This is a genomic window from Plantactinospora sp. B24E8, from assembly GCF_039871735.1.
Lineage (GTDB): Bacteria > Actinomycetota > Actinomycetes > Mycobacteriales > Micromonosporaceae > Plantactinospora.
In genome coordinates this window covers 74,714-101,639 of record NZ_JBDPMH010000014.1, presented here as the reverse complement: position 1 = coordinate 101,639, position 26,926 = coordinate 74,714, and the positions used below count along the sequence as shown (strand labels likewise).

The 26,926-nt window shown below is 72.3% G+C and carries 26 protein-coding genes; 14 read left to right on the top strand and 12 right to left on the bottom strand.

Going from position 1 to position 26,926, the window contains the following annotated elements; genetic code table 11:
* A complete protein-coding gene (locus ABGB21_RS21045) occupies positions 1 to 1,044 on the bottom strand; it encodes an LD-carboxypeptidase (protein ID WP_347679141.1) in 1,044 nt (347 codons plus the stop codon).
* Between the two features lie 237 nt (positions 1,045 to 1,281).
* A complete protein-coding gene (locus ABGB21_RS21040; protein WP_347652603.1) occupies positions 1,282 to 1,737 on the bottom strand; it encodes a DUF296 domain-containing protein in 456 nt (151 codons plus the stop codon).
* Positions 1,738 to 2,086: 349 nt separating this feature from the next.
* Here ABGB21_RS21040 and ABGB21_RS21035 point away from each other — a divergent pair, with 349 nt between their 5' ends.
* A complete protein-coding gene (locus ABGB21_RS21035; protein ID WP_347652604.1) occupies positions 2,087 to 2,875 on the top strand; it encodes a glucose 1-dehydrogenase in 789 nt (262 codons plus the stop codon).
* Between the two features lie 38 nt (positions 2,876 to 2,913).
* On the opposite strand, the gene ABGB21_RS21030 is transcribed toward ABGB21_RS21035, so the two are convergent.
* Positions 2,914 to 3,396: a hypothetical protein gene (locus ABGB21_RS21030; protein WP_347679139.1), complete on the bottom strand. Its 483-nt coding sequence runs from the start codon at positions 3,394 to 3,396 to the stop codon at positions 2,914 to 2,916.
* Between the two features lie 249 nt (positions 3,397 to 3,645).
* Between ABGB21_RS21030 and ABGB21_RS21025 the strand changes: the two genes are divergently transcribed.
* The 10 genes from ABGB21_RS21025 to ABGB21_RS20980 all read left to right on the top strand — a co-directional run bounded on the left by ABGB21_RS21025 (position 3,646) and on the right by ABGB21_RS20980 (position 13,649).
* Complete coding sequence (locus tag ABGB21_RS21025) at positions 3,646 to 5,313, top strand: metallophosphoesterase family protein (RefSeq protein ID WP_347679137.1); 1,668 nt, start codon at positions 3,646 to 3,648, stop codon at positions 5,311 to 5,313.
* 67 nt (positions 5,314 to 5,380) lie between these two features.
* Positions 5,381 to 6,121 carry a hypothetical protein gene (locus tag ABGB21_RS21020; RefSeq protein WP_347652607.1) on the top strand — a complete coding sequence of 247 codons (741 nt, stop codon included), beginning with the start codon at positions 5,381 to 5,383 and terminating at the stop codon, positions 6,119 to 6,121.
* On the top strand, positions 6,118 to 6,957 hold the full coding sequence (locus tag ABGB21_RS21015; RefSeq protein ID WP_347679135.1) for a hypothetical protein: 840 nt from the start codon (positions 6,118 to 6,120) through the stop codon (positions 6,955 to 6,957). The genes ABGB21_RS21020 and ABGB21_RS21015 overlap by 4 nt, the downstream gene beginning before the upstream one ends.
* Positions 6,958 to 7,156: 199 nt before the next feature.
* On the top strand, positions 7,157 to 8,026 hold the full coding sequence (locus tag ABGB21_RS21010; protein ID WP_347679133.1) for an NAD(P)-dependent oxidoreductase: 870 nt from the start codon (positions 7,157 to 7,159) through the stop codon (positions 8,024 to 8,026).
* Position 8,027: 1 nt separating this feature from the next.
* Positions 8,028 to 8,600 (top strand): VanZ family protein, encoded by a 573-nt coding sequence (locus tag ABGB21_RS21005; protein WP_347679131.1) that lies wholly within the window; start codon positions 8,028 to 8,030, stop codon positions 8,598 to 8,600.
* 181 nt (positions 8,601 to 8,781) lie between these two features.
* Positions 8,782 to 9,237, top strand: coding sequence for a hypothetical protein (locus tag ABGB21_RS21000; protein ID WP_347679192.1), 456 nt, complete (start codon positions 8,782 to 8,784; stop codon positions 9,235 to 9,237).
* 112 nt (positions 9,238 to 9,349) lie between these two features.
* A complete protein-coding gene (locus ABGB21_RS20995; RefSeq protein WP_347652611.1) occupies positions 9,350 to 10,564 on the top strand; it encodes an extracellular solute-binding protein in 1,215 nt (404 codons plus the stop codon).
* Positions 10,565 to 10,603: 39 nt separating this feature from the next.
* Positions 10,604 to 11,845, top strand: a complete 1,242-nt coding sequence (locus ABGB21_RS20990; RefSeq protein ID WP_347679129.1) for an ABC transporter ATP-binding protein — start codon at positions 10,604 to 10,606, stop codon at positions 11,843 to 11,845.
* Positions 11,842 to 12,789, top strand: a complete 948-nt coding sequence (locus ABGB21_RS20985) for a sugar ABC transporter permease (RefSeq protein ID WP_347652613.1) — start codon at positions 11,842 to 11,844, stop codon at positions 12,787 to 12,789. Before ABGB21_RS20990 ends, ABGB21_RS20985 begins: the two co-directional genes overlap by 4 nt.
* On the top strand, positions 12,789 to 13,649 hold the full coding sequence (locus ABGB21_RS20980) for an ABC transporter permease subunit (protein WP_347652614.1): 861 nt from the start codon (positions 12,789 to 12,791) through the stop codon (positions 13,647 to 13,649). Before ABGB21_RS20985 ends, ABGB21_RS20980 begins: the two co-directional genes overlap by 1 nt.
* Positions 13,650 to 13,674: 25 nt before the next feature.
* On the opposite strand, the gene ABGB21_RS20975 is transcribed toward ABGB21_RS20980, so the two are convergent.
* The 6 genes from ABGB21_RS20975 to ABGB21_RS20950 all read right to left on the bottom strand — a co-directional run bounded on the left by ABGB21_RS20975 (position 13,675) and on the right by ABGB21_RS20950 (position 20,815).
* On the bottom strand, positions 13,675 to 14,397 hold the full coding sequence (locus tag ABGB21_RS20975) for a hypothetical protein (RefSeq protein WP_347652615.1): 723 nt from the start codon (positions 14,395 to 14,397) through the stop codon (positions 13,675 to 13,677).
* A gap of 115 nt (positions 14,398 to 14,512) precedes the next feature.
* On the bottom strand, positions 14,513 to 16,855 hold the full coding sequence (locus ABGB21_RS20970; protein WP_347679127.1) for an AMP-binding protein: 2,343 nt from the start codon (positions 16,853 to 16,855) through the stop codon (positions 14,513 to 14,515).
* A complete protein-coding gene (locus ABGB21_RS20965; RefSeq protein ID WP_347679125.1) occupies positions 16,759 to 17,985 on the bottom strand; it encodes a beta-ketoacyl synthase N-terminal-like domain-containing protein in 1,227 nt (408 codons plus the stop codon). The genes ABGB21_RS20970 and ABGB21_RS20965 overlap by 97 nt, the downstream gene beginning before the upstream one ends.
* Positions 17,969 to 19,216, bottom strand: a complete 1,248-nt coding sequence (locus ABGB21_RS20960) for a beta-ketoacyl synthase N-terminal-like domain-containing protein (protein ID WP_347679123.1) — start codon at positions 19,214 to 19,216, stop codon at positions 17,969 to 17,971. The genes ABGB21_RS20965 and ABGB21_RS20960 overlap by 17 nt, the downstream gene beginning before the upstream one ends.
* On the bottom strand, positions 19,206 to 19,466 hold the full coding sequence (locus ABGB21_RS20955) for an acyl carrier protein (protein WP_347679121.1): 261 nt from the start codon (positions 19,464 to 19,466) through the stop codon (positions 19,206 to 19,208). Before ABGB21_RS20955 ends, ABGB21_RS20960 begins: the two co-directional genes overlap by 11 nt.
* A 242-nt stretch (positions 19,467 to 19,708) precedes the next feature.
* On the bottom strand, positions 19,709 to 20,815 hold the full coding sequence (locus ABGB21_RS20950) for an L-dopachrome tautomerase-related protein (RefSeq protein WP_347679119.1): 1,107 nt from the start codon (positions 20,813 to 20,815) through the stop codon (positions 19,709 to 19,711).
* Positions 20,816 to 21,083: 268 nt separating this feature from the next.
* Between ABGB21_RS20950 and ABGB21_RS20945 the strand changes: the two genes are divergently transcribed.
* Complete coding sequence (locus tag ABGB21_RS20945; protein ID WP_347679117.1) at positions 21,084 to 22,019, top strand: peptidoglycan DD-metalloendopeptidase family protein; 936 nt, start codon at positions 21,084 to 21,086, stop codon at positions 22,017 to 22,019.
* A gap of 76 nt (positions 22,020 to 22,095) precedes the next feature.
* Here the strand turns inward: ABGB21_RS20945 and ABGB21_RS20940 are convergent, their stop codons facing one another.
* From ABGB21_RS20940 to ABGB21_RS20930, 3 genes are all read right to left on the bottom strand, one after another.
* Positions 22,096 to 23,127, bottom strand: coding sequence for an SAM-dependent methyltransferase (locus ABGB21_RS20940; RefSeq protein WP_347652622.1), 1,032 nt, complete (start codon positions 23,125 to 23,127; stop codon positions 22,096 to 22,098).
* A gap of 158 nt (positions 23,128 to 23,285) precedes the next feature.
* Positions 23,286 to 24,137, bottom strand: a complete 852-nt coding sequence (locus ABGB21_RS20935; protein ID WP_347679115.1) for an SAM-dependent methyltransferase — start codon at positions 24,135 to 24,137, stop codon at positions 23,286 to 23,288.
* 163 nt (positions 24,138 to 24,300) lie between these two features.
* Positions 24,301 to 25,101, bottom strand: a complete 801-nt coding sequence (locus ABGB21_RS20930; RefSeq protein ID WP_347679113.1) for a hypothetical protein — start codon at positions 25,099 to 25,101, stop codon at positions 24,301 to 24,303.
* 374 nt (positions 25,102 to 25,475) lie between these two features.
* On the opposite strand from ABGB21_RS20930, the gene ABGB21_RS20925 reads away from it, so the two are divergent.
* A complete protein-coding gene (locus ABGB21_RS20925) occupies positions 25,476 to 25,961 on the top strand; it encodes a (2Fe-2S)-binding protein (protein ID WP_347652649.1) in 486 nt (161 codons plus the stop codon).
* Entirely contained in the window at positions 25,958 to 26,926 is a 969-nt protein-coding gene (locus ABGB21_RS20920) for a xanthine dehydrogenase family protein subunit M (RefSeq protein ID WP_347679111.1), read from the top strand. The genes ABGB21_RS20925 and ABGB21_RS20920 overlap by 4 nt, the downstream gene beginning before the upstream one ends.

Genomic DNA, 26,926 nt, shown 5'->3' with positions numbered 1-26,926 from the left:
CTACCGGACCCCCGGCTCCACGGTCAGCGTTCCCGCCTCCGCGTCGATCGTGGCCCGTGCTCCGAGCGGCACGGTCAACTGCCCGGAACCGTGCCCGAGGCGCAGCCCGCCCAGCACCGGCACCCCGAGGTCGCCGAGGCGATCCCGCAGCACCGCGACGGCGTCCCACTGGTCCGGGGCGCCGACACTGTTGGTGATCTGGCCGATCACCACCCCGGCGATCCGGCGCAGCACCCCTGTCCGGCGCAGTTCGGTGAGCATCCGGTCGATGCTGTACGGCGGCTCGTCCACGTCCTCGAAGAAGAGCAGCGCGCCGTCGAAGCTCGGCACGTCGGCGGCGCCGATCGAGGTGGAGAGCATCGTCAGGCAGCCGCCGAGCAGCCGCCCGGTCGCCCGGCCCGGCACCAGCACCGGTGCGGCGGTCTCGCCGGGATCGCGGGTGATCACCACCGGGTCGGTGGTCATCACCGCCCGCCGCAGCGACTCCACCGACTCCGGACCGGTCCGGCTGTCGGTCCAGTTGACCATCGGGCCGTAGAAGGTGACCAGCCGCGCCTCCCGCCACAGCCGGCCGTGCAGGCTGGTGATGTCACTGAACCCGACCACCACCCGGGGGTCGCGGCGCAGGCCGGAGAGGTCGATCCGGTCGACGATGCGCTGGGTGCCGTACCCGCCCCGGGCGGCGAAGACACCGCGGATCCCGGGATCGTCCAACGCCGCGTCGAGATCCGCCAGCCGTTCGTCGTCGGTGCCGGCCAGGTAGCCGTACCGGGCGTAGACGTGCTCGCCGAGCTCCACCTCCAGGCCCCAGCCGCGCAGGATCTCGATCCCCCTTGCCATGTTCGTCGGGTTCGGGCTGGCTGCCGGCGCCACCACCCGGACCCGGTCCCCCGGTCGCAGCGCCGGGGCACGTACGGCCCGGACGCCTCCCTTCGGACCCGCCTGGGCCGGCACCGCCGGCGCCGCGCCGAGCAGCAGTGACCCGCCGGCGGCCGCCGCCCCCACCCCGAGCATCCGCCGCCGGGAGACGGCGGTGCCCGCCACCTCGGAACGCTGTTCGTCGTGGTGTTCACGCTGACCGTGGCCGTTCCTCTGACCGTCGTGCACCGGGCGCCCCCTCGTCGTCGCCGAACCGGCGTCGATCTCCGCCGGCAATCCATCGTGCACCGACGATGGCCGAGGTTCCAGACCCGATTCGCCTCGAAGAGCAGAGCGACGCACGATTCGGACGTCACGGGACGGCAGCCCGAACACGGTGCGGATGTCGCCGCGCCGGCGGGGTCAGCCGGTCTGCCGGCTCCGGGCCGTGCCGGAGAGCAGGGCGAGACCGGTCTCCGGGTCGACCCGCTTGGCCAGGCTCTCGGCGACCTCGGTGATGATCACCTCGAGCGTCGGCCACACCTCGGCGCGGAGCAGGTGACCGCCGACCGTGCTGCCGTCGCGCCGGCCGAGCACCGCGTGCACGTGCAGCGCGGGCTCGCCCCGGAACTCGGCGATATCCCCGGTCAGCGCGAGCACCTCGACCTGTTCTGGCACCGGGATCCGCTGGTAGTCCCGGATCCGCCAGTCGAAGTAACCGACCTCGGCGGTGCTGAAGCCGCCGACCGCGGTGACCTGGGCCGCGAGAATTCCCCGACGTCGGGCCACCGCGTTGACCGCCGCGACCGCCTCGTCGCCCTGGTCGAGGACCACCACCACAACCCGCCGGTCGTCGCCGGAGAGTTCCACGTCCCGCATCCCGTCCTCCTCCGCGCGTCCGTCAGCCGCCCGCCCATCGCCGCTACGGGTCCCCTCCCCTTCTGCCCGGCTTTGCCCACCACATGCCTGCCCTGGCGTCCCGTGGAGGACCGGCGCCGTAGGGTCGGACGACCCGAACCGGCGAAACCGTCCCAGGCCGACGCCGGACAACGGAAACGGCGCGGTGGGGACGGGTGGGCGTGCGCCGCCCGGAACGGACACCCGCCGGTCGCCAGCTTCCGGTTTCCCCGCCGTCGCCCGGCGGATGCTGCCTAGGCTGACGGACAGCAGCAGCCGCGGCCTCTCGGCCCTACGGGCACAGGCGCACCATTGCACGAGAGAGTGGGCCATGACAGGAACGAACCCGTTCGGCAGCCCGGGCGGGCTGCTCGCCGGCAAGGTCGCGTTCGTCACCGGCGCCGGCCGGGGCATCGGCGCGACCGCCGCCCGGCTCTTCGCCCGGGAGGGTGCCGCGGTGGTGCTCGCCGCCCGCACCGAACACCAGCTCGCCGACGTGGTCGACCTGATCCGGGCCGACGGCGGGACCGCGGACTACGTACTCACCGACCTGACCAATCCGGGCAGCGTGCAGACCGCCGTCGACGCTGTGATCCGGCTGCACAACCGGCTCGACGTCGCCTTCAACAACGCCGGGGTCTCCATTCCGCACACCCCGATGGTGAACGCGACGACGGAGAACTTCGACCTCGTCACCACCGTCAACTACAAGGGTGTCTTCCTCTCCATGACCGCGGAGATCCGGGCCATCCGGGCTACCGCCGGCTCCGGGGCGATCGTCAACAACAGCAGCGTCGGCAGTTTCCGGGGCGCTCCGGGCCTCGGGCCGTACGCGGCCACCAAGCGGGCCGTCAACAGCCTCACCGAGACCGCCGCCGCCGAGTACGGCCCGGAGGGGATCCGGGTGAACGCGATCGCCCCCGGCACCACCATGACCGGGGTCATCCGTCGCTGGGCCGAGGAGGAACCGGCCGCGGTCGACCGGCTCAACTCGCTGACCCCGCTGCGCCGGGCCGCCGAACCGGAGGAGATCGCCGAGGTGGCCGCCTGGCTGCTCAGCGACCGTGCCTCGTTCGTCACCGGCGTCTGTCTGCCGGTCGACGGCGGCCTGCGCGCCTAGGCACGGCCGATTCCACCCGGTCGGGGCCGGCGGCCCGGTCAGCGGCGCAGCGGCAGGACCGAGTCGGTGAGTCGCCCGCCCGGCCGGTAGACCGCACACATCACCGTACGGTCGCCGTCGGCCCAGGTCTGGGCGGTGGGCAGGACCGGATAGAAGTCGAGCGTGCCCCGGTCACCGTCCGGCCAGCGTCGGTCGAAGAACCCGCCGCAGCCCTGCCAGGCGTACGCCGCCAGGGTCGGTCGGTCCCACGGCCCGTCGGCGGCCCGCAGGAAGGCGTACGACTGGTTGTCCGCACCCTCCTCGCAGGGCTGGTACCGGACCATCACCTCGGCCATCCGGGCCGAGTAGGCCGGGTCGGTGAAACACTCCCCGCCCTCGATGGTGAGGATGCCGCTGGTCTCCGCGGTGATGAAGGTGTCCGTCTTGGTCAGCGGCGCCGACACCGACGGCTCGATCGCGAAGAGCGCGGCGAGGGCGCCGACGGTGGCGGCCACCGCCCAGCGGCGGGACGGCAGGTTCATCGGGCTCCGAACTCTCGACCGGCGACGGCGGTGATCGTAGGTGGGCCCGGGTGAACCGTCGGCCACCCGCGGATGACGGGAGCTCGCCCGGAGCGTGAAGCTTCCCGATGTGTCGACGGCGGACGACGGTAGTTCACGTTCCGGTCAGATTGACGTCCACGGACTTTTGATCGTCTCTGGGTGAATGCGCGTGATCCACCGGCCGTCGGCCGGTGGCGAGTGCCAACCTCACCTGGAAGGTGGCTTTCGTTGAGTGACGTCAAGCGACCCTGGATCGTGGGTTCGCGACGGGCGCGGCTGACCGCGATCGGCGCCGCGGCCCTGCTCGTCGGCGGTTTCGCCCTGACCCCGGTGGCGTTCGGTGACGCCGCGCCCGGCAAGTACCCGGCGGCGGAGATCCACCGGCCGTCCCCGGTGCCCGACCGGATCATCCTCACCCCCACCAGCACGCCGTCCACCTCACAGCGGGTGACGTGGCGGGCCGAGGCCAGCGCCGAGTGGGCGCAGGCGGAGATCCTGGCGGCGCCGGCCGCGCTCGGCCAGGTGGCGCCGGCCGCCGGTGCGGTCACCGTCGTCAGGGCGATGGCGACCACGCCGGTCACCACCTCGCTGGGGTACGACTCGACGTACCACACGGTGGAGTTCACCGGCCTCAAGCCCGGGACCCGGTACACCTACCGGGTCGGTGACGGCACCAACTGGAGCGCGTGGACGGACTTCACCACCGCCGCCGCGGACCTCCAGCCGTTCTCGTTCATCTACTACGGCGACGCGCAGAACTACCTCGACTCGGCGCTGCCCCGGGTGTTCCGGCAGGCGTTCGCCGACCGACCCGAGGCGAAGCTGATCGTCAACGCCGGTGACCTCATCGACTCGGCGAACAGCGAGGAGCAGTGGGGGCAGTGGGGGCAGGCCGGCGGCTTCATCGACGGCCAGATCAACAACATCTCGATCCCCGGTAACCACGAGTACAGCGGCGGTGCGCTCTCCTCGTTCTGGGCGCCGCAGTTCCCGTACCCGGACAACGGGCCGGCGGACTGGCCGGCCGAGCTGGACCGGACCGCGTACACGGTGGACTACCAGGGCGTACGGTTCATCGGCCTGAACACGAACGTGCAGGGCATCCCGGAGATCATGGCCGCGCAGACCGCGTGGCTGGAGCAGCAGCTGAAGAACAACCCCAACCGGTGGACCGTGGTCACCTTCCACCACCCGGTCTACTCCACCGCGGAGGGTCGGAACAACCCGGTCGTCCGGGCGCAGTGGGGTCCGCTGTTCGAGAAGTACGGTGTCGACCTGGTCCTGCAGGGTCACGACCACACCTACGGTCGGGGCAGCGTCAGCTCCTCCCGCAGGTCGCTGTCGGTGCACGACAGCACGGTGTACGCCGTCTCGGTCTCCGGCGGCAAGATGTACGACGTCGACGGTTCGGTTTGGACCGGCAACGGCGCCGACATCATGAGCCAGGCCGAGGACAAGCAGCTCTACCAGCTGATCGACGTCACCGGTGACACCATCCGGTACGAGGCCCGGTACGCCAACGGCCAACTCCACGACGGCGTCACGATCCGGAAGAACGCGGCCGGTGAGCGGACCGTCAACGAGTTCCGTACCCCGGAGAACACCACCGGCGAGCAGGCCACGGTCAACAAGACCATCGTCGAGGCCAAGGGCCGGGTGAAGGTCGCCGCGTACGGCTACGACCCGGGCGAGGAGGTCACCGTCTACCTGCGCGACACCAGGGACGGCGCCGAGAAGGACGGCGTTTTCATCGGCTACCGGAAGGCGGACGAGCTGGGCCGGTTGGAGTACGGCTTCGCGCTGCCGCCGTCGGCGAAGAAGAACAGTACCCACGTGGTCTACCTGGAGAGCGAGAACCAGCAGATCACCAGCCCGGTCATCACCGTGACCAAGTGATCCCCACCGGGCGCGGTCGGCCGGTCGGCCGGCCGCGCCCGGTCCCGCCGCTCAGGAGAACGCGCCCGTGACTGCCCGTACCCGGACCCGTCCGGTCACCACCCGCCGCACCGTTCGCGCCGCCGGTGCCGCCCACCGCGCCGGTCGCACCGCCGCCGCTGTTGCCGTCGCGCTGGGCGCCAGCGCCCTGATCTCCCTCGCCGGACCGGCCGACCCGGCCGGCGCCCATCCGTTCGGCCCGCCGTCCACGGCGCGGATCAGTGTCGAGGGCTCCCGGGTGGCGATCGCCTGGATCGCCGCCGAGGACGACTGGGTCGCCCTCGGCCGGTCACTCGGTGCCTTCGACGATCCGGCGCTGGCCGCGGTGGCGGGCGAGCTGACCGGCGAGCAGAAGCTGCAACGCTCCACCCGGGTCCACGACTACCTGCTGGACCGGATCACCATCCGACAGAACGGTGTGCCGTGCCCCGGCCGGCTCGCCGCGCTCGACCGGCTGCTGGACGAGGGCGCCCAGCTCGACTTCGACTGCCCCACCGAGGTGGTCGACGTCGAGGTCACGCTCGGCGCGCTGACCGATCTGAACGAGGCGTACCGGACGATGCTCACCAGTCAGACCCCGGCCGACCCCGGCCGTACCCTGTTCACCTCGACCGAGCCGACCCAGCGACTGCGGTTCACGTCGGACGGGGCGGACAGCGGAGGCGCCGGCCGACGCGGTGCCCTGGTCGGCGGCGGCGTCGCCCTGTTCACCGCGCTGGCCACCCTGGTCACGGTACGGCTGCTACGCCGGTCCCGGAGCCGGCCGTGAACGGGCTCGACCAGCGACTGGTGACGCTCTTCGACGGTCGAGGGGTGTTCTGGCTGGCCCTGCTGGTGGCACTCGGCGTCGGGGCGGCGCACGCGCTCGCCCCGGGCCACGGCAAGAGCATCACGGCGGCGTATCTGCTCGGCACCCGGGGTCGGCACCGTGACGCCGTCCGGCTCGGCGTGATCGTGGCGGTGATGCACACCTTCTCCGTCCTGGTGCTGGCGCTCGTCTGGGTCGGGCTCAGCGGGGCGGCGAGTCTGGGTACGAAGACGCTGACCGCCTGGATGCAGGTGGCCGCCGGGCTGCTCGTGATCGGTGTCGGCGCCCACCTCACCTGGCGACACCTGCGCCGCAGCGGTCACCACGACGCGCACAAGCACACCCGTCCGGCCCAGACCCACCCGACCCACGACCGTCCGCCCGTCCCCGTCCCCGTCCCCGTCCCCGTCCCCGTCCCCGGGCATGGTCATCAGCACGACCCGACCCTGCTGACCGACCCCTGGTCCCGGCGAGGGCTGGTGGTACTCGCCCTCTCCGGCGGGCTCCTGCCCTCGCCGTCGGCCTTCCTGGTCCTGGTCAGCGGTCTGCTCACCGGCCGTGCCGTCGACGCGGTGCTGTTGGTCCTCGCCTTCGGTATCGGGATGGCCGGCACCCTCACCGGTGTCGGGGTGGTGACGATCCGTGGTTCCGCCCTGATCTCCGGTGGTCTCCGGCGCTGGCCGGCGGCGACAACCGCGATCGCGTGGCTGCCGACGGTCGCCGGGGTCGCGGTGAGCGTCGGCGGCTGCCTCTATCTGGTCGCCGCGATCTCCGTACTCTCCGGTCCGGCCGGGTAGGACCGCCGTGGCCCGCGCGGCGGCCCGGCATCCCCCGGACCTCCCGCGCTGACGTCACTGCCCGAACGGCAGGGTCGAACCGGCAGTCGGAGCAACACCGGGCACCCGCCCGGCAGGGGCCGGATTCCCGGTCGGCGATCCCGGACCGTGTCCTAGGCTGCCGGAGAGGACAACCGCGTATTCCAGGAGGCGACAACCGATGGCGGACGGACTGCGGGTGGCCGTACTCGGGCTCGGCGGCATGGGCCAGCCGATGGCCGCCAACCTGATCCGGGCCGGCCTGTCCACCGTCGTCTGGAACCGCCGCCCCGGGCCGGCCCGACAGCTCGGCGGGCAGGGGGCGGAGGTCGCCGACAGCCCGGCCGAGGCGGTCCGGCACGCGGACGTGGTGATCACCATGGTCACCGACGCGGACGCGGTGCAGGCCATCGCCGCCGACCAGGGCATGCTGGCCGCGATGCCGGAGGGCGCGATCTGGGCCCAGATGAGCACCATCGGGGTCGCCGGCACCGAACGCCTCGCCCGACTGGTCAGCGAGCAACGCCCCGACGTCGTCCTGCTCGACGCACCGGTGGCCGGCAGCCGCGGCCCGGCCGCGCAGGGTCAGCTGGTCATCCTCGCCTCCGGACCGGAACAGGTCCGGGACCGGATAGCACCGGTGTTCGACGTGCTCGGCCAGCGGACGGTCTGGGCCGGTCCGGTCGGAGCCGGCTCCCGGATCAAACTGGTCAACAACCTGTTGCTCGCCTTTCTCGCCGAGGGCATCGCCGAGGCGGTCGCGCTCGGTGAGACGCTGGGCCTGGACCGGTCGGCGGTGCTCGGCGCGCTGCGGGGCAGCCCGCTCGTCTCGCCGTGGGCGGCCGAGAAACTGGACCGGATCGGCCGGGACGAGTACGACCCGCAGTACTCGCTGGCGCTCGGGCTCAAGGACGTCAGACTCGCCCTGCGTGAGGTCGACGTCGACCGGTTCGCGGTGGCCGGCAGCCTGGCCGGGCAGTGGCAGCGGGCGGTGGACCGGGGCCTCGGCGACGAGGACGTCACCGTGATCACCCGCGCGCTCCAGCACTGACGTGGGTCAGGTCTGGGCCGAGTGGGGCGACGTACTCACCGTCTCCGCGCTGGCCGTCCCGGTCACCGCGCTGCTCGCCGCGCTGATCGTCGCCACCCGTCGCGCCGCCGGCGTGTCACCCGAGCGGGCCCGCCGGGCGACCCTGACCGAGCTCGGCATGCTGCTCGGCACGGCGCCGTGGCTCTGGATGATCCTGACGCCCCGGGGTGACGGGCGGGCCCTGTCCCCGGTGCCGCTACGTGAACTGGTCGCGCAGCTCGCCGGGGACCCCAGCACCGCCGTGGTGCAGATCGGCGGCAACCTGCTGGTCTTCGCCGCCTTCGGCGCGCTCGCCCCGGTACGGTGGGGGATCGGCGTCCGCACCGTGCTGGTCGTCGCCGCCGGCGCCTCGGTCACCGTGGAGGCGCTCCAGTACGCCGCGCAGATCGGTCGGGTGACCAGCGTCGACGACGTGTTGCTGAACGCCGCCGGGGCCGGGCTGGCCGCGTGGGCGACCCGGTCCCTCCGACGCCGGAGCAGCGATACCCCCACGCCGACCACGACAGGGGCGGGCGTCGAACACTCCGTTCGGTGAACCCGGACATCACACTCTGAACTATTTCTGAGCCGCTCCGGGAACAATCCAGACCGAGTATCCACCGGAAGGTGCCGAAGACTTCTCCCGTCCGGACGGTGCCGCGGTTGTCGCAGGTGACGGCGGTACGTGACGGCGGAGCATCCACAGTGGCCTTGACCCCACCCGGAGATGTGTTTAGATTTCTCATTCCGGAACGCTTCTGAAAATTTCGCCCGTACCGCTGACCGCGCCCGGTCGCGTCCCGGGCGGCGACGGTCCCCGGCTGGAGTACGACCTGACCCTCACCACCACCGGGCCGGTGCGAGTGCTGACGTACCTGTCACCGCGCAACAACGTGCTGCCCGCCCAAGGGCTCCGGTACGCGGTGTCGCTCGACGACGGCCCGCCGCAGGTGGTCAACGTGACCACGGCGACCGGGGCGAACGACACCTCGATGAACCGGCAGTGGGAGCGGAACACCTCCGACAACGTCAACGTCACCGCCACCACTCACCTGGTCGACCGGCCCGGGCGGCACACCCTGACGTTCTGGATGGTCGACCCGACCGTGGTGCTGCAGCACCTGGTGGTGGACACCGGCGGACTCCGGCCCAGCTACCTGGGCCCGCCGGAGAGTTTCCGGGCCGGCCACTGAAACGTCTCAGTCCCCCGTACCGACACCTCAGCCGACAACACCAACCACGCGGTCCGTTCCGATCCGAGAGGGTCGGGGCGGGCCGCACACCACTTGGAAAGGAAAGATCGGCATGCGTCGAAGTTTGCGGCGGTTGCTCACCGCCACGGCCCTGACCACCGCTCTGGGCCTGGTCGCCGGATGTGGCGCGCCGGAGGGATCGGGTCCGGCGTCCACCGGCGGCCCGGTGCCCGACAAGCCCGGCTCGCCGGTGGTGCTGAACATCCTGGACGTCGCCGGAAACCTGCAGCTCACCCAGGGGATGATCGACGAGTTCGCGGCGAAGAACCCGGACACGGTCTCCCGGGTGACGTACTCGAAGTCCCCGGCGCCGGAACTGGTCGGCAAGGTCAAGGCCCAGCAGGACGCCAACCGGGTGGAGATCGACCTGGTGCTGACCGGGGTGGACGGTCTGGCCGCCGGTATCGACCAGTCGCTCTGGACCCCGCTGCTGCCCACCCACGCCAACCGGCTGACCGGGATGGCGAACTACCTGCCCGGCGCGGCCAACATGCAGAAGCTGGCCGGCGACTTCGGGGTGACCGTCACCTACTACCCGTCCGGTCCGCTGATCGAGTACCTGCCGTCGAAGGTGCCGAACCCGCCGAAGAGCGCGGAAGAGTTGCTCGAGTACGCGAAGGCGAACCCGGGCGCGGTGCAGTACGCCCGCCCGTCGAACTCGGGGCCGGGCCGGACCTTCCTGATGGGTCTGCCGTACCTGCTGGGTGACTCGAACCCGAAGGACCCGGTGAACGGCTGGACCAAGACCTGGGCGTACCTGGCCGAGTTGAACAAGTACGTCGAGCTCTACCCGTCCGGCACCGGCGACACGATGAAGAACCTGGCCAACGGCTCCGCGAAGGTCATCGTCAGTACGACCGGCTGGGACATCAACCCGCGGGTGCTCGGCACCGTGCCCGAGGAGGCGAGGATCGGCACCCTGGCCGGCTTCCACTGGGTCACCGACGCGCACTACGCCGTCGTGCCGAAGGGCGTCTCGACGGACAAGCAGGCCGCGATCCTCGCCCTGCTGAACTGGATGCTCACCCCCGAGCAGCAGGCGAAGGCGTACGACCAGGGCTACTTCTACCCCGGGCCGGCGATCAGGGACGTGCCGCTGTCGATGGCGCCGGAGGAGAGCCGCAAGGCGATCGAGCGGTACGGCCGCCCCGAGTACGAGCAACTGATCGCCAACAACCCACTGGAGGTACCGCTGGACGCCAAGGCGCTGGTCGAGGCGTTCAGCCGGTGGGACCGCGAAATCGGCGGCGCCAAGGTGTCCAAGTGAGGCGCGAGCCCGGCGGTCGCGAGCAAGAGGTGGGATTCAGTGAACTTTGCTGAGCTGCGGCTGGAGGACGTGACCCGCAGTTTCGCCGGCCACGACGCCCTGGTCGACCTGAACCTGACGGTCCGACGCGGAGAGTTCATCGCCCTGCTGGGGCCGTCCGGCTGCGGCAAGTCGACGGCGTTGAACTGTCTCGCCGGGCTGCTGCCGCTGACCCGGGGCAGCATCTGGTCCGACGACACGCGGCTGGACACCGTACCGGCGGAGCGGCGGGGCTTCGGCATGGTCTTCCAGAACTACGCCCTCTTCCCGCACATGTCGGTACGCCGGAACGTGGCGTTCGGGCTGCAGATGCGCCGGCTGCCCCGGGCCGAGGTCCGCCGTCGTACCGAGGAGGCGATCCGGCTGGTCCGGCTGGAGGAGCACGCCAACAAGCTCCCCGGTCAGCTCTCCGGCGGTCAGCAGCAGCGGGTCGCGATCGCCCGGGCGGTCGTACTGGAGCCGTCGTTGGTGCTGATGGACGAGCCGCTGTCCAACCTGGACGCCAAGCTGCGGCTGGAGATGCGGACCGAGATCCGACGCCTGCACCAGTCGTTGGGGCTGACCACGGTCTACGTCACCCACGACCAGGAGGAGGCGCTCTCCCTGGCGGACCGGCTGGTGGTGCTCCGGGCGGGCCGGGTGCAGCAGGTCGGCAGTCCGGAGGAGTTGCACACCCGGCCGACGAACTGGCACGTCGCCGACTTCATGGGCTACCGCAACCTGTTCCGGTTGCGGGCCGGGAAGCGTACCGGCGACGAGGTGGTGGTGACCGGCCAGGGCCTGCGCCTGGTCGGTACCGCGGTGGGGACGGTCGCCGCCGGGGCCGAGGTGATCGCCGGGGTACGCCCGGAGGACCTGCGGATCACCGACCCGGAAACGGGTGTGCCGGCCACCGTCGAGGTGGTCGAGTACCAGGGCCGGGAGGTGGCGGTCGAGGCACGGACCACCGACGGGGTGCAGTTCAACCTGCGTACCGAGCAGCGGCCGGCGGTCGGCGACCGGATCGGGATCAGCGTCGACCCGGCCCGGCTGCTGGTCTTTCCAGCGGATCCGGACGCGCCGGCTGCGGATGGGGCGGCTGCGGAGATGGCCGCTCCGCAGGGGGCGGCCGCGACCGGCGACGGCGGGCCGGCGGGTGAGGCCGCCGCAGGCGAGGCGGTCGAGGGCGCTGCCGCCGGGCCGGTCGAGGGCGCTGCCGCCGGCGAGGCGGCGGGCGGGGCCAGCATCGGGGGGACCCGGTGAGCGCGACCACAACGCCGGGACGGACCGACGAGCCGACCGGGCAACGGTTGGACGTCCGGCCCCGGGCCCGGGTCGCGCTGCGGCACCGGCTCGCCGAGCGTGGCGTGGACCGGCAACTCCTGCTGCTCGTCCCGGCCGCCGTGTTCATCCTGGTGTTGTTCATCTACCCGTTCGGGTACGGCGTCGGGTTGTCGTTCCAGCCCACCGAGGGTGGGCCGTTCGCGGCGTACCAGGAGTTCTTCTCCGACCCGTACCAGCGGGACACCATCTGGACGACGCTGCGGCTGTCGCTGCCGGCGGCGCTGCTCAACGTCGCGGCCTCGGTGCCGATCGCGTACCGGCTGCGGGGACGGTTCCGGGGCAAGCGGCTGATCACCACGGTGCTGGTGGTGCCGATCACCCTCGGCACGGTGCTGACCGCCCAGGGGCTGCTGAACTTCCTCGGTCCGACCGGGTGGTTCAACCGGATCCTGATGACGGTCGGACTCACCGACGACCCGGTACGCCTGACCAACAACTACTGGGGTGTCTTCTTCTCCATCGTCATCACCGGGTTCCCGTTCGCCTTCCTGCTGGTGCTCTCGTACCTGTCGGGGATCGACCCGACCCTGGAACGGGCGGCGGCGACCCTCGGCGCCGGCTGGTGGCAGCGGTTCCGCCGGGTCACCCTGCCACTGCTGGCGCCGGGGCTGGCGACCACCTTCTGCCTCACGTTCGTCCTGGCGTTCAGCGTCTTCCCCTCGGCGGTGCTCGTCGGTGACCCGGCCGGAACGACCCGGGTCATCTCGATCGCCGCCTACGACGCGGCGTACGTCCGGTACGACTACCCGTTGGCAGCCACCATCGCGGTGCTGATGGGTCTGGTGGAGCTGCTGGTCATCGCGGCGGTGCTCGGCTGGCGGGCACTGCTCTACACCGGCTCGACGGCGGGAGGGAAGGGCTGATGGTCTCGGTACCCGCCCCCGCCCGCCGCCGGCGGCGCCTGGTGGCCAGCCCGGCCGGCTGGCTGATCTGGGGCGCGGTGGTCTTCTTCTTCGTCAACCTGGCCGGGCTGATCGGCTCGGTGCTGGTCAGCTCCTTCGGCAGCCGCTGGTACGACACCTGGCTGCCGCAGGACTACACCACCCGCTGGTACGGCCAGGCCTGGCAGGAGTTCGGGCTGTTCCAGGTCCTGCTGGTGACCCTGCAGGTGTCGCTGCTGGTCGTCGGCATCTCCGTCCTGATCGGGGTGCCGGCGGCGTACGTGCTCGCCCGCCGGTCGTTCCCCGGCCGGCGGCTGCTCTACCTGCTGTTCCTGCTGCCGATCCTGATGCCGCCGATCACCTACGGCATCCCGTTGGCCACGGTGCTCTACAAGTACGGCTTCGCCGGGCACCTGTCCGGGGTGGTGCTGGCGAACCTGGTGCCGTCGGTGCCGTTTGTCATCCTCACCATGACGCCGTTCATCGAGCAGATCGATCCGGCGCTGGAGCGGGCGGCCCGGATGTGCGGGGCCGGGACCCGGCAGATCTTCGTCCGGATCCTCGCCCCGCTGCTCACCCCGGGGATCCTCGCCGCGTCGATCCTGGTGCTGGTCCGCACCGTCGGGATGTTCGAGTTGACCTTCCTCACCGCCGGGCCGGACTCGCAGACCCTGGTGGTGGCGTTGTACTACTCGATGTCGGCGGCCGGGATCCGGGCCCAGCAGTCCATCGACGCGATGGCGGTCATGTACACCACGATGATGCTGGTGCTGCTGGTGATCGCGCTGCGTTTTGTCAATCCGACCCAGTTGGTGGCCCGGGTGAAGGAGGACGTCGAGTGAGCGGTGGCGGCCCGGGTGGCGGAGGTCAACCGCCCGGGTCGCCGCTCGCGCCGGTCGTGTCCGGCGGCGTCGCCGGGCAGGTGGGGAGTCCGTGTGGCGGGTCGGGCCCGGGCTCCTTGGGCAGGTTCGTCCAGAGGTCCGGTATCCATCGGCCGTCCTCCAGTCTGTTCCAGACCGGCCACCGCGCCGGCTGGCCGGGCGCCGGATCCACGTCGGCGACAAGCTGCCCGTTCCGCTCCTGGCAGACCACCCGGACGAGGTCGTTGTCGAGGTACCCGTCGCGGTACCGGGACCGGGTGTTCGGTCCCGCGTACGTGTACACGCCGTCACCACCGGTGTTGACCACGGTCGCCGTGACGACAGCGGCATGAGCCGGCGAGGCGTTGCCGGTGACCACGACCTCCGGGCCGGCGGGCGGCGCCGCGCCCACCGTCCGGTCAGCGTCGGACGGGGCGTCGGCACCGCCGGGCAGCCCGTTGGTGACGATGGTGCCGAGAATGGCGAGCAGCCCCCCGACAACGGCGGCGGCGATCTCCTTGTGTTCCCTGGCGAATGTGCCGAGCCGGCGGGGCAGCCGGGCGAGACGGTGACGCGTTCGGGCGAGGTGCCGGGACGCGGTCCGCCAGCCGCCGGCCCCGCCGGATGCCACCACCACGGACGCCGTCGGCGGGGCGTTGGGCGGTGCGGGCTCGACGGTCGCGGACGTCTCGGCCGTGAGCGGGACGTGGGACGGATCCGGCTGGGTCATGGCAGCCCTTCGCGACAGGGGGTACGCGCAGAACCTCCTACTACAGAGCGAGTTTATCTCGTCACCGCTTGCGATCACTCCACTGTGTTCGGTGCGCCCGGACGGGCCGGCGGATTCAGTCGGTGAACATCCCGGCGAGGATCCGGGCGGTCTGTTCCGGGTTGCTGGCCACGAAGTAGTGGTCGCCGCTGACCAGGTGCAGGCTCGCCATCCGCTGCGCGGGCAGCAGCGCGGCGATCGCCTCCCGGGTGCAGAGCCGGTCGTCCGTGCCGAGCAGCACGTGCACCGGACGGCTGCGGACCCCCTGGAAGCCGTCGGGCGCCAGCGAGATGTCCCGACGGAACCGGGGCAGCAGCAGGCGGCTGATCTCCTCCGCGTTCAGCGAGGTCGTCGGAAGCAGCCCGGCGTCACGCAGCCCGGCCAGCAGGACGTCGTCGTCGTCCGAGACGAGCACGGGCCGGTCCGGCCCCGCGGTCAGCACCGGCGGGGCGGAGAGGACCACCTGTGCGCCGCCCAGTCCGTCACCGGCGGCATCGGCCACCGCCGCCGCCAGCACCGCGCCGAGGCTGTGGCCGAACAGCACCGACCGGTCGCCGAGGTACGGGGCGCCCGCCTGCCACCAGGCCCGAGCCGCGTCGTTGACGGTGGCGCCGTCGTGGTACACCGCCTCCCCCGCCACCACCCGCCACGATTCCGGCAGGTGGCGGGCCAGTCGGGTGAAGGCTCCGGAGGAGCCGCCGGCGTACGGGATGCAGACCAGGGTCCGGCCCGGCCCGTCCCGGAGCACCCGCATCCGGACCGCCACGGGTCCGGCCCCACCACCCTGGCCCGCCTCCTGACCTGCTCCTTCGGACCCGCCAGCCGCTCCCCCGACCCCGCCGGGCCGGTGCGCGATCCCGTCGGGCCGGGCGGCGGGGACGGCGGGACGCGTCACCGGGTCGGCACCGGGACCCGGGCGGGCCCGGAGCCGGAACCGGGCCAGCTTGCCGGTGGAGGTGACCGGCAACTCGTCGACCACCTCGACCACGGCCGGTCGTTTGAACGCCGGAAGGTTCGCCCGGAACGCCGCCCTGGCCGCCCGGCGCAGCGCCTCCGGTCCGGTCCCCTGTGCCGGCACGAGGTACGCGACCGCCTGTTCCAGCCCGGTGTCGTCGCGCCCGCCGACCACCGCACACTGGGCCAGCCCGGGCAGGTCGCGGACCGCCGCCTCGACGTCGAGCGGAGAGACCTTGTAGCCGCCGAGGTTGATCAGGTCGTCGTGCCGGCAGACGTACCCGAGTTCACCGTTGGGTTCCTGACGGACGATGTCACCGGTGTAGGCACCGCCGTCGGCGAAGGTCCGGGCGTTCGCCTCGGGTCGGTCGAGATAGCCGACCGCGACCGAGGGGCCGGCGACGTGCAACCGTCCCTCCGCGCCGACCGGCAGGACCCGGCCGGCGTCGTCGCGTACCGTCAGCGTCGTATCCGGCACCGCCCGCCCGGTCGAACCGGGCCGGCTGCTCCGGGTCGACGCCACGATGTGCAGCACCTCCGTCGCGCCCAGCCCGTTGAGCAGCGGGACACCGAAGGTCCGGTCGAAGTCCACGCAGAGCGAGGCCGGCAGGTGTTCCCCGGCCGAGACGGCGAGCCGTACCGGGCCGAGGTCGAGCGCCGGCTCCCGGCCCGGCTCGGCGGTCTCCGACCGACGGGCCCGGTCCAGCAGCGCGGCGTAGATCCGCGGCACCGCGCAGAGCACCGTGGGTCGGTGGCGGGCGATCGTCGCGGCCAACCGGAACACGTCCGGCGGCCCCTGGTGGAGGACGACCCGGGCACCGGCCGCGAGCGGGAACAGCAGAGAGTTGCCGAACCCGTAGCCGAAGGAGAGTTTCGCCGTGGAGAGCACGGTGTCCTCGGGGCGCAGGTCGAGCAGCCGGCCGAAGCCGTCCAGCACACCGTCCACCCCGGAGGCCGCGTGCAGTACGCCCTTCGGGTCGCCGGTGCTGCCCGAGGTGTACTGGATCAGCAGCACCTCGGCCGGCGGATGGCTGGCCGGCGGTGGTGCCGGGTCGGCGCCCGGCTCCGTCCAGTCGGCGCCGCCCCGGGGTAACCCGGCCAGTCCGGCCCGGACCGCCAGGTCGGCGCCGCGTTCGTCGGCGTGCAGGAAGCCCGCCCGGCAGTTCCCGGCGATGAAGCTGATCTCCGTTCCGGTCAGCATCGGGCTGACCGGGACCGCGACCGCGCCCCGCCACCACAGGGCCAGGACCGCCACGACGGTCGCGACGGAGTCGTCGGCGAGCACGAGTCCCCGGGTTCCGGGTTGGACCCCGGCCGCGGCGAGCCGCGCCGCATACCACCGGACGGCCCGGTACAGCTGGGCGTAGCTCAGCTCACCGCCCGGGTCGACGTACGCGGGCCGCTCGCCCCGTCCGAGTGCGAGTTGTCGGCCGAGCAGCCGCTCGACAAGGTTGACGCTCCCCACGATGACACCTCCATGATGGCCGCGTTTCCGCACGGCTCGACCGCCAGGACGAGCAGAGCCGTCGGCGAGGGTGAGTTGAGACAGTGGGCCACGGCACAGGTCACGGCGATCAGACCCCCGGCCGCGCCGAAGTCGCCCAGCACCCGCTCCAGGTGCCAGACCGGCTGGGGATGGTCCTTGGCCAGGGCCTCGACCAGCTCGACGTCCGGGGTCGAGACGACCAGCGGACCCGGTACCGGCCCGTCCGGGACGACCGCGCCCCGGACCAGGTCACGTGCCTGGTTGACCAGGTCGCCGGCGGCCAGGCCGGTCCGGTGGAACCGGCCGAGTCGCACCCCCGGCTCGACGTCGCGCCAGGGCCGTACGGCGAGGCAGCCGGCGCCCTCCGCCGCCACGAGGTGCCCGCTGTGGGCGGCGAGGCTCCACCGGCTCACCGTCGCCGAGCCGCCGACCAGCGCCCGGACCGCCGCGCCGTCGGCGACCAGGCGTCCCGCCTCGACCAGGGCGGACAGTCCGGCGGTCGGGCCACCGGTGACCGTCTCGTTCGGGCCGTCGAGGCCGAGCCGGATCGAGACCGTCGCGGCCGGACCGTTGAACGAGGAGGCCGGGCCGAGGGTGGGGTTGCACAGCCCCGGTTCCAGGGTGGCCGCCTCGACGCAGACGGTGCCGTACTCGGCGAGCCCCGAGGTCGAGCTGGCCCAGAGCACCGCAGCCGGCCCCGACGCGATCGCGGTTGCCTCCGGGCCGGCCCCGGGCGGCGCCGGCGGCGGGCCGTCCGCCTGCCTCCCGGCCGGAATCGCCGCCTGGCCCCTGACCGGACGGGTCGTCTGTTCCTCGGCCGAGACCGCCGCCGCGAGCGCGAGCCGGGACTCGTGCGGCAGGGCACGGAGTCCCCGGGCCGGAACGCTCGCCGGCAGATCGGGCTCGACCGGCGCGGTCACCCGCCACTCGACCGGCGCCAGGTCCGTCCCCGGGGCGTCGTAGCGGTGCCGCACCGGGGGCGGTGGCTCCGCCGCGCCGAAGCGCCGGCCGAGCGCCTCGGGCCGGGTCACGCCGGCCAGCCGGAGTCCCAGGCCGGTGACGGCCAGCCAGTCGCCGTCGGCGCACCGCCCGTCAGCCGGTCGTCGCACCGCTCGGCCTTCCGAACAGGACGGTCGAGACGCCGCCACCGAACCCGAACGCCTGACTGAGCACCGCCCGCACGGGGGTACGCCGGCCGCCGGGCTCCACCAGGTCGATGCCGGCACAGTCCGGGTCGGGCTCGACCAGGGTCACGTTCCCCGGCACGAGGTCCTCGGCCAGGGCGCGTACCGCGATCACCGCCTCCAGGGCGGCGGCCGCCCCCTCCGCGTGGCCGAACTGTCCCTTCACCGAGGAGACCACCGGGCGGCGGGGCCCGGGCAGCGCCCGAGCCACCGCCCTGGCCTCGATCCCGTCGCTGGCCGGCGTGCCGGTGCCGTGGGCGCAGATCCAGTCCACGTCGTCGGCGGTCAGTCCGGCCCGGTCGAGGCAGCCACGCAGCGTCGTCACCAGGCCGTGCCCCTCCGGGTGCGGCTGGGTGGGGTTGTGCGCGTCCGCCGCGGCGGCGCAGGCCAGCACCTCGGCGGCGGGGAGGCGACCCCGGGCCACGACCCGGTCGGCCGGTTCCAGGACCAGCACGGCCGCTCCCTCGCCCGGAATGGTGCCCCGCCGGTTGACGTCGAACGGCCGGACCGTCTCCGGTTCGAGCGCCCGCAACGAGGTGAACATCGCGAGGATCTCCAGGGAGAGTTCGGAGACCCCGGCGCAGACCGCCACGTCCACCTCGCCGGCGGCAATCGCCCGGCAACCGGCGGCGATGGCGCTGTTCCCGGCCGCGCAACCGGGGGCGAGCAGAACGGTGGGGCCGGTGACCGCGACCGCCGCGCGCACCGGCGCCAGCAGGTCGTCCGGGCGGGCCCAGCCGCCGTCGGGCGGCACCACGAGCCGACCCGGGCCGATGCCCCGGTCGAGACCCGGCCGGGTCGCCATCACCGTGCCGACGAACAGACCGAGCCGGTGCCGACGGGTGCGGGCGGGCAGCCCGGCGTCCCGGAGGCCTTCCAGGGTGGCGGCGACGAGGTAACAGGCCGCCAGCGAACCGGCGGCCGGCACCAGCGCGGCGAGCGCGGCGAGCGCGGCCAGCGTCTCCGACGGCACCTCGGCCGCGGACCGCGCCGGGTAGCCGGAGAGGTCGAACCGGGTCACCGGTCCGGTCAGCACCCGCCGCTCGGTCACCGCCCGCCACAGCGCCTCGCTGCCGAGCCCGGCGGCGGAGACCGCGCCGACCCCGGAGACCACCACGGCGGGACGCCGGGCGGCGCGCGTGCGGTCACGGTCCAACGGAGATGCCCCGATTCCGGAGTACGGTGAGCGCGTCGCCGAAGTCCTGCAGACCGGCCGCCTCCGCGTCGGTGAGCCGTACCCCGAACTGCCGCTCGACGCGGACCACGAACTCCACCTTCTGCACCGAGTCGATGCCGAGATCCTCGTAGAAGGCCGCCCGCTCGGTGATCTCGTCCGGGCTGACCTCGAAAATCTCGGCCGCCAGGTTCCGTAGTACGGCGGCCGAGACCGCGTCCCTGTGTGCCAAGTCCGGCTCCTCTCCCGATCACCGCGTGCCACGTCCGTGGAAGTTGCGGGTCGGCTCCGCTCTGGGTTTTCCGAGGGGCCAACGACCGGGACTCACTTCGGATGCGACCGGATCGTTCGATCGAGCTGACCGAACAGGCGGTTGCCGCGATCCGATCAGGTCGATGCACCGCATCGACAACGGCGGCCCGCGACGGCCCGCCGGCCGGTCCGCGAAATTCGTGGCCGGCCCGACGCCGCAGGTCAGGGCAGCAGTGCCACGGGTTTGGCGTCGATGCGGACCCGGAACAGCACGTACGGTTTCTGACGGCGGTCCACCCCGCCGCAGTACGTCGCCTGTCGGTGCAACTGGTTGGCGGTGACGTAGAGGAAGCCGTCGGCGGCGACACACATGGTGTCCGGCCAGAGCAGCCGCGGGTCGTGTACCAGGGTCTCGAAGCCGTCGTCCGGCTCACGGCGCAGGATGGCGTTCTGCTCGTACGCGGTGAGGTAGAGCCGGCCGGCGTCGTCGCTCTCCAGTCCGTCGGAGCCGCTGCTTTTGTCACCCTCGTCCCGGACGGTTGCCTGCACCTGTTCGTCGTCCATCGACCGGTCCACCAGGGCGTGCACCGCGACGCTGTAGAGCTGCCGGGACATCAGCGGGCAGTAGAAGAGTCGGCTGCCGTCGGCCGAGATGGCGATCCCGTCCGCGCCGAAGGTGAGCGGGCTCGGCGGACCGTCGGCCGGGCGTTGCAGGAAGGGCCGCCCCTCGACGATGGGCCGGAACGTGGACAACGGTGCCGCCTTGGTCGACGGGTCGTCGTGCAGGCGGCGCCAGCACTCGCCGGTGGCCAGGTCGACCACGATGATCCCGTTCGGCCCGTTCATGGCGGAGTCGGTGACGAAGGCGGTGCCGGCCGGCCCTCGCCGCAGGTCGAAGCGGACGTCGTTGACGTACGACGTGGGGAGCGCGACGTCGGGCGGGAAGACGATCGTCTGGGCGACGGTGTCGGTGTCGAGGTCGATCCGGACCAGCTTGGCGCCACCGGTGCGGACCGGCTGGAGCAGTGGGCTGCCGGTGTCCAGTACCCAGAGCCGGTCGGCCGGGTCGACCACGACGCTCTGCGCCGAGACGAACGCGCCGGCGTCGTCGTCGCCGGACGGACTGTTCCAGGCCTGGTCCGGGTAGGGCCGGCAGGTGCCGTCGCGCAGTTCGGCGACGGTCGCCTCGACGTCGTCGCCCCACTTGGGAAAGGTGACGAAGATCCGGCCGCGTCGGGAGACGGTGACGCCGGTCGGCATGGCCCCGGTGAAGGTGTGCACCACCTCGAGTTCACCGATCGGCTCGGCGCCGGCCAACTGGTCGCTCATCCGGACCTCTCCTCGGACGTCACGGCCGGGAACCAACGTGTCCGACCCGGACTCCGGGCCGCCGACCCCGCCGGGACCTCGGGCCGCCCACCCGACCACCGGGCCAACCCTAAGTCAGCACCGGCTGCGCCATGACCGGAATCGGCGAGTTCGTACCGGACACGAGGGCCAGCGCAGCGAGATCGGTCTATGTAAGAGTCTTACCATCGCAGATTAAAATTGGTTAGATACCTTCACGTCAGGCTCCCCTGCGTCGGGAAGGATCACCATGCCGAACAGATACACCCGCGGCCTCACCGTCCTGCTCGCCACCGCGCTCACCGCCGTCGCCCTGGTCCCGGCCAGCCCGGCCGCGGCGGCGACCGCGACTGTCGACAACGCCACCGCCGGCCGCTTCACCGCCAGCACCAGTTGGGGTACGTCCACCTGGTCCAGCCAGCGCCAGGGCCCCGACTACCGGTTTGCCACCCCGGACACCACGGCCAGCGACGCCGCCTGGTTCAAGATCGCCGTACCGGCCGCCGGCAGCTACCTGGTCGAGGTCTGGTACCCCGCCGATCCCGGCTACAACAGCGCGACGCCGTTTGTCGTGGTCACGAGCGGCGGCAACCAGACGATTCCGGTGGACCAACGCGGCAACGGCGGGCGCTGGGTGAGCCTCGGCACGTTCCCGCTGGCCGCCGGCGACTACAACGCGGTCGGGGTCAGCCGGTGGACCAGCGGCACCGGCTACGTCGTCGCCGACGCGGTACGGATCACCTCGGCCACCGGCGGCACCACCTTCGCCATGCCGCTGCCCCGGACCGCCCTGCCCCGCAGCGAGTACGACGACCCGCACCACGACTACCCGGCGATCGACCTGCCGGTGCCGACCGGCACCCCGGCATACGCGGTCCGGGCCGGCACCGTGGTCCGGGTCAACGACAGCAGCTGCGGCCAGGGAATCAACCTGACCGGTACGGACGGGGCGGTCTACACGTACTGCCACTTCTCCGCCTGGTCGGTGGCGAGCGGGGCCACCGTCACCGCCGGGCAGCGGATCGGCACGACCGGCAACACCGGCAACTCGACCGGACCGCACCTGCACTTCGGCATCCGGACCGGCAGCACCCTGCGCTGCCCGCAGGCGTACCTGCTGGCCCTCTACGACGGCGTCACCCCGCCGGCCGCGAGCAGCCTGCCCACCAGCGGGTGCAGCTACTGAGCCGCCAAGAGGGGCCTCTCCGGTCGCCGGGCGGTAGCTGGTGGCGAGGGAGGGGCCCTTCCTGACAGTGGCGGCGCTACGGCTTCCGGGCCACCACGATGTCCCGGACAATCGCCTGGTCGACCCGGTGCACGAAGTCCAGGTACGGGTCCGCGGTCATGACCTCCAGCCCGGCGTCGGCGAGCACGGCCACCGCCTCCTCCCGGCGGGCCACGTTGGTGTTCCAGGCAACCCCGAGCGCCCCGCCGGGCCGGAGCAGGTCGGCCCAGACCGGCGCGGCCGCGGCGAGCAGTTCGAGCGGGCTGCGGACCAGCCGGTCGCCGCTGCGGCTGCCGTGCTGTACGCCGTACGGCGCGTCCGCGACGAGCAGGTCCTGGCTGCCGGGCCGGAAGAACTCCAGGCTCCGGGTGGTGTCCGCGTTCACCACGTCCAGCCGCTGGGTGTCGCCGGCGCGGTACGCCTCCTTGTCGGCCGCGAGCGACACCTGCAACCGGCGGCCGACCACCTTCCGCTCCCGGCGCACCGGCCCGGACTCGGCCCGGTGCTTGAGCCGCTTCCGCTTGAGCCAGGTCTGGATGTACGTCGCGTACGCCTCGAAATCCTGCTGGTCGCGGTCGACTCCGGCGGCGTCGAAACCGTACATGAGTGCCTGGTTCAGGGTGGTGCCCCGACCGCAGAGCGGATCGAGCACCCGAAATCTGCGGTCCAACATTTCCGGGGCCAGGTCCGAGGAGAGCAGCGTCACGTTCAACAGCAGTTTGGTGAACTGCTCGTTCGTCTTCCCGGGATACTTCGGAATGGTCACCAGATCGTCGTCGAAACGGTCGAGCCGGTGCAACTCGACCGGACGGAGCAGGCCGTCGACCACCTCGAACAGGGTGTAGATCGACGAGAGGTTGGCCAGGAACGCCACGTCCCGGTCAGTGAGGCCGTCGGCGGTGAAGGTGACGTAACGGACACCGCCGATAATCGTTTCCGCCGGTTCCGACAACCGGCCGCCGAGGACGGCCCGGTTGAACACCGCCAGTTCCGCGCGGGTCAGCGCCACCGAGGCGTCCGCGTAGACCCGGTTCGACGACGGAAGAATCAACAACGTGTATGTGCCCATGTCCCCTGCAGCATTCTTGGTCAACGGCCGGGATGATCGTAGAGGACGAGGTGGGCGGAACCGATGGACGGTTAACCGGGGCGCACGAACAAGGTGAAACCTGCGCCAGGACAGCGTGAACCTGCCGTGGGCCCGGGCCGGCCGGGTCGCGGCGCCGGTCAGGGACGGCGCAGCAGGCCGCCGTACTCGAAGAACCGGGTCTCGTTCGCACCCTGGCCGAGGTAGGGCCGGAGCGCCTCGTCGACCGGCGCGAGCGGCGGCTGGCCCGGATCGGGCCGCCAGGTCTTGACGTCGACCAGGCCGGGCTCCACCGCATCCCAGCCGGGCAGGAACGCAGCCACCTCCGCCGTGGTGCGGTTACGCCACGGGATGCCCATCTTCGCCACCATCGCGTTGCCCTCGGCCACCCCCGCCGGATCCGGGCCGGCCAACTGCGAGTACGCCAGGTAGCTGTCCGGCACGACCGCATCCCGTACCGTGTCGAGCACGTGCTGCACGGCCGTGTCGTCGACGATGGAGTGGGTCACCGACAGCAGCAGTACGCCGACCGGCTCAGAGAAGTCGATCATCTCCCGGACGGTCTCGTCGGCGAGGATCGTCTCCGGCTCGGTGACGTCGGCGGCGATCACCGTGGTCGTCTCGTCGTCGGCCAGCAGGGCCCGGCCGTGCGCCAGCACGATCGGGTCGCTGTCGACGTAGACGACCCGGGCCCCGGGCCGGAACTCCTGTGCCACCTGGTGCACGTTCGCCTGGGTCGGCAGGCCGCTGCCCAGATCGAGGAACTGCCGGATGCCCAGATCACGGGCGAGGAACCGGACCACCCGGTAAAGGAATCGACGGTTCTCCCGGGTGACGTCGAGGCTCGCCGGGTACTGCCGGCAGACGTGCAGGACCGCCGCCCGGTCGACCGGAAAGTTGTCCTTGCCGCCCAGGTTGTAGTCGTACATCCGGGCCGACGTGGGCACGTCGATGGAGAAGGCCGGAAAGCCTCCGTCGTTGGGGGCGGTCACAGATCAGCTCCGTGGTTCTGGTACGGACATCCGGGTAGCCACGCTGCTCGGGAAATCGTACCCAACCGGGAGCCGGGCCGGACCATCCGGTGTGGACGGTCCGGCCCGGCCCCCGACAGCCCGGTCGGACGCTGCCCCGCCCCGGTGGGTGCCGGACCGGACCTCAGCGTCCGCAGCCGATCCGACGTTCGCCCAGCGCCAGGTCGTCCAGCCAGAGGTCGAAGTGGTCCGGCACCGGTCCGGGCTGGTAGAGCTGCCAGCCGATCTTCACGGTGTCGGCCCGGGGCAGGACGAAGTCGACCGGGTTGCCGCCGTGCTCGGTGGTGGTGACGGTCAGATCCGGTTGCGGCACTCCGTCGATCCAGACGCCGATCCGGTTGTCGGTGGCGTCCCACTGCCACTCGAAGCACTGCCAGCGGTCCTCGGTGGTCGGCGCGGACTCGCGCCAGTTGGTCCAGTCGCCGGTCGGACCGCCGTCGGCACCGACCCCCCAGTACGACCCGCCCAGCGGCGGCGCCCACTGGCCGCCGATCGGCCGGACGATCTCGGCGCTCCCCGATCCGGTCGCCTCGACCAGGGTGAAGTGTGCCCAGTCGGGGGCGGTCGGGAAGGCGTCCACCCGCAGTCGCATCCGACCGTAGAAGCTGTTGCCCGGGGCGGCGAAGTCGTCGACCCGGAGGAAGGCCCGCCCGTTGCCCTCGGTGTGCACCCGCAGCACCTTGTCACCCCGGTGCCGTTCGACGGTGAGGGTGCCGTCCCTGGTGTCGATGCCCCAGGCCAGCGTCGCCGCGCCGCCGGTCGGCAGCCGCTCGAAGTCCTCGCAGAACAGCAACGCCCGCCTGCCGCAACCGTCGCCGTGTCCGGCACCGCCCCGGTCGTGGCCGCCGGCGGCCACGCCGTCGCCGGCCAGCGCCACCGGACCGCCGGCCAGTACCACACCCACGGTCAGAAGGAGGGGGAGCACGCGTCTCGTCAGGGCCACCATGGCGCAAGAGCATGACAGATATCGATGGACGACACCAGCGCCCCACGGAATCTGTCGACATCGAAGATCCTCTCTGGTTTACTGACATCCCGGTCGGTATCCGCGCCGCCGCACGGCGTGACGTCGGACGTGATGGCCGGCGCTGTCTGCGGAGGTGTGCCATGACCCGTGGGTCCGAACCGGATCCGCTCCCGGCCGAGTCGCCCGGGCCCGAGCCGACCGTGTCCCGGCGCGGCGTGCTGCGGGGCACCGCGGCCGCCTCGGCCGGGGTCGCCGTCGGTGCGGTCGCCGCCCCCACCACCGACCTCGCCCCGACGCTCGCCAGCACGGCCACCGCCGCTCCCGCCCCCGAACTGGCCGGCGACCAGCTCGTCGACGTCCGGGTCACGATCAACGGCCGGGCCGAACAGCTGCGGATCGACCCGAGGGTGACCCTGCTGGACGCCCTCCGGGAACGCCTCGGCCTGACCGGCTCGAAGAAGGGTTGCGACCGGGGCCAGTGCGGTGCCTGCACGGTGCACGTCGACGGCCGCCGGGTGCTCTCCTGCCTGACCCTGGCCGTAACGACCACCGGTCGCCAGGTCACCACCATCGAGGGTCTGGCCGACGGGGACCGACTGCACCCGATGCAGCAGGCGTTCATCGAGTGCGACGCCTTCCAGTGCGGGTTCTGCACCGCCGGCCAGATCATGTCGGCGGTCGCCCTGGTCGAGGAGGGCCACACCGGCTCCGACGACGAGATCCGGGAGCAGATGTCCGGCAACATCTGCCGCTGCGGGGCGTACGAACACATCGTCGCCGCGGTCCGCACGGTCGCCGGGGACGGAGCCGGACGATGAGGGCGTTCGAGTACGGGACCGCGCAGAGCCTGCCGCAGGCCCTGGCGCAGGGCGGCGACGACACCGCCTACCTGGCCGGCGGCACCACCCTGGTCGACCTGATGAAACTCGAGGTGCTCACCCCCCGCCGGGTGGTGGACATCAACCGGCTGCCGCTGCGCGGGATCTGGGCCGACCGGGACGGACTGCACCTCGGCGCGCTGGAACGGATGAGCGACGCCGCCGCCCACCCGCTGCTCACCGACCACTATCCGCTGCTGGGCCGGGCCCTGCTCGGCGCCTCCCCACAGCTGCGCAACATGGCCACGCTCGGCGGCAACCTGATGCAGCGGACCCGCTGCGGCTACTACCGGGACACCGCCACACGGTGCAACCGGCGCGAACCCGGCTCCGGCTGCTCGGCAATCGAGGGCGAGAACCGGGGCCACGCGATCCTCGGCACCAGCGCCGCCTGTGTCGCCACCCACCCCAGCGACTTCGCGGTGCCGCTGGTCGCCCTCGACGCCCGGCTGCACCTCGCCGGCCGCGGCGGAACCCGACAGGTCCGGATCGCGGACTTCTACCGACTCCCCGGCGACACCCCGCACCTGGAGCACGACCTGCGGCCCGGTGAGCTGATCACCCGGATCACCGTGCCCCCACTGACCTGGGCACGCCGGTCGACGTACCTGAAGATCCGCAACCGGCAGTCGTTCGAGTTCGCGCTCACCTCGGCCGCGGTGGCGCTGGACCTGCGCGGCGGACTGGTCCGCGACGTACGCCTGGCGGTCGGCGGCGTCGGCACCCGACCGTGGCGGCTGCCCGCGGTGGAGGACGCGCTGCGCGGCCGTCCGCTGCGGACCGACGTCGCCGAGGCGGCCGCCGAACGGGCCGTCGACGGGGCCCGGCCCCTGGCACACAACGCCTACAAGACGACCCTGCTCCGGCGCGCCATCGTGCGCGCCCTGATGAGCCTGGCGGGATGA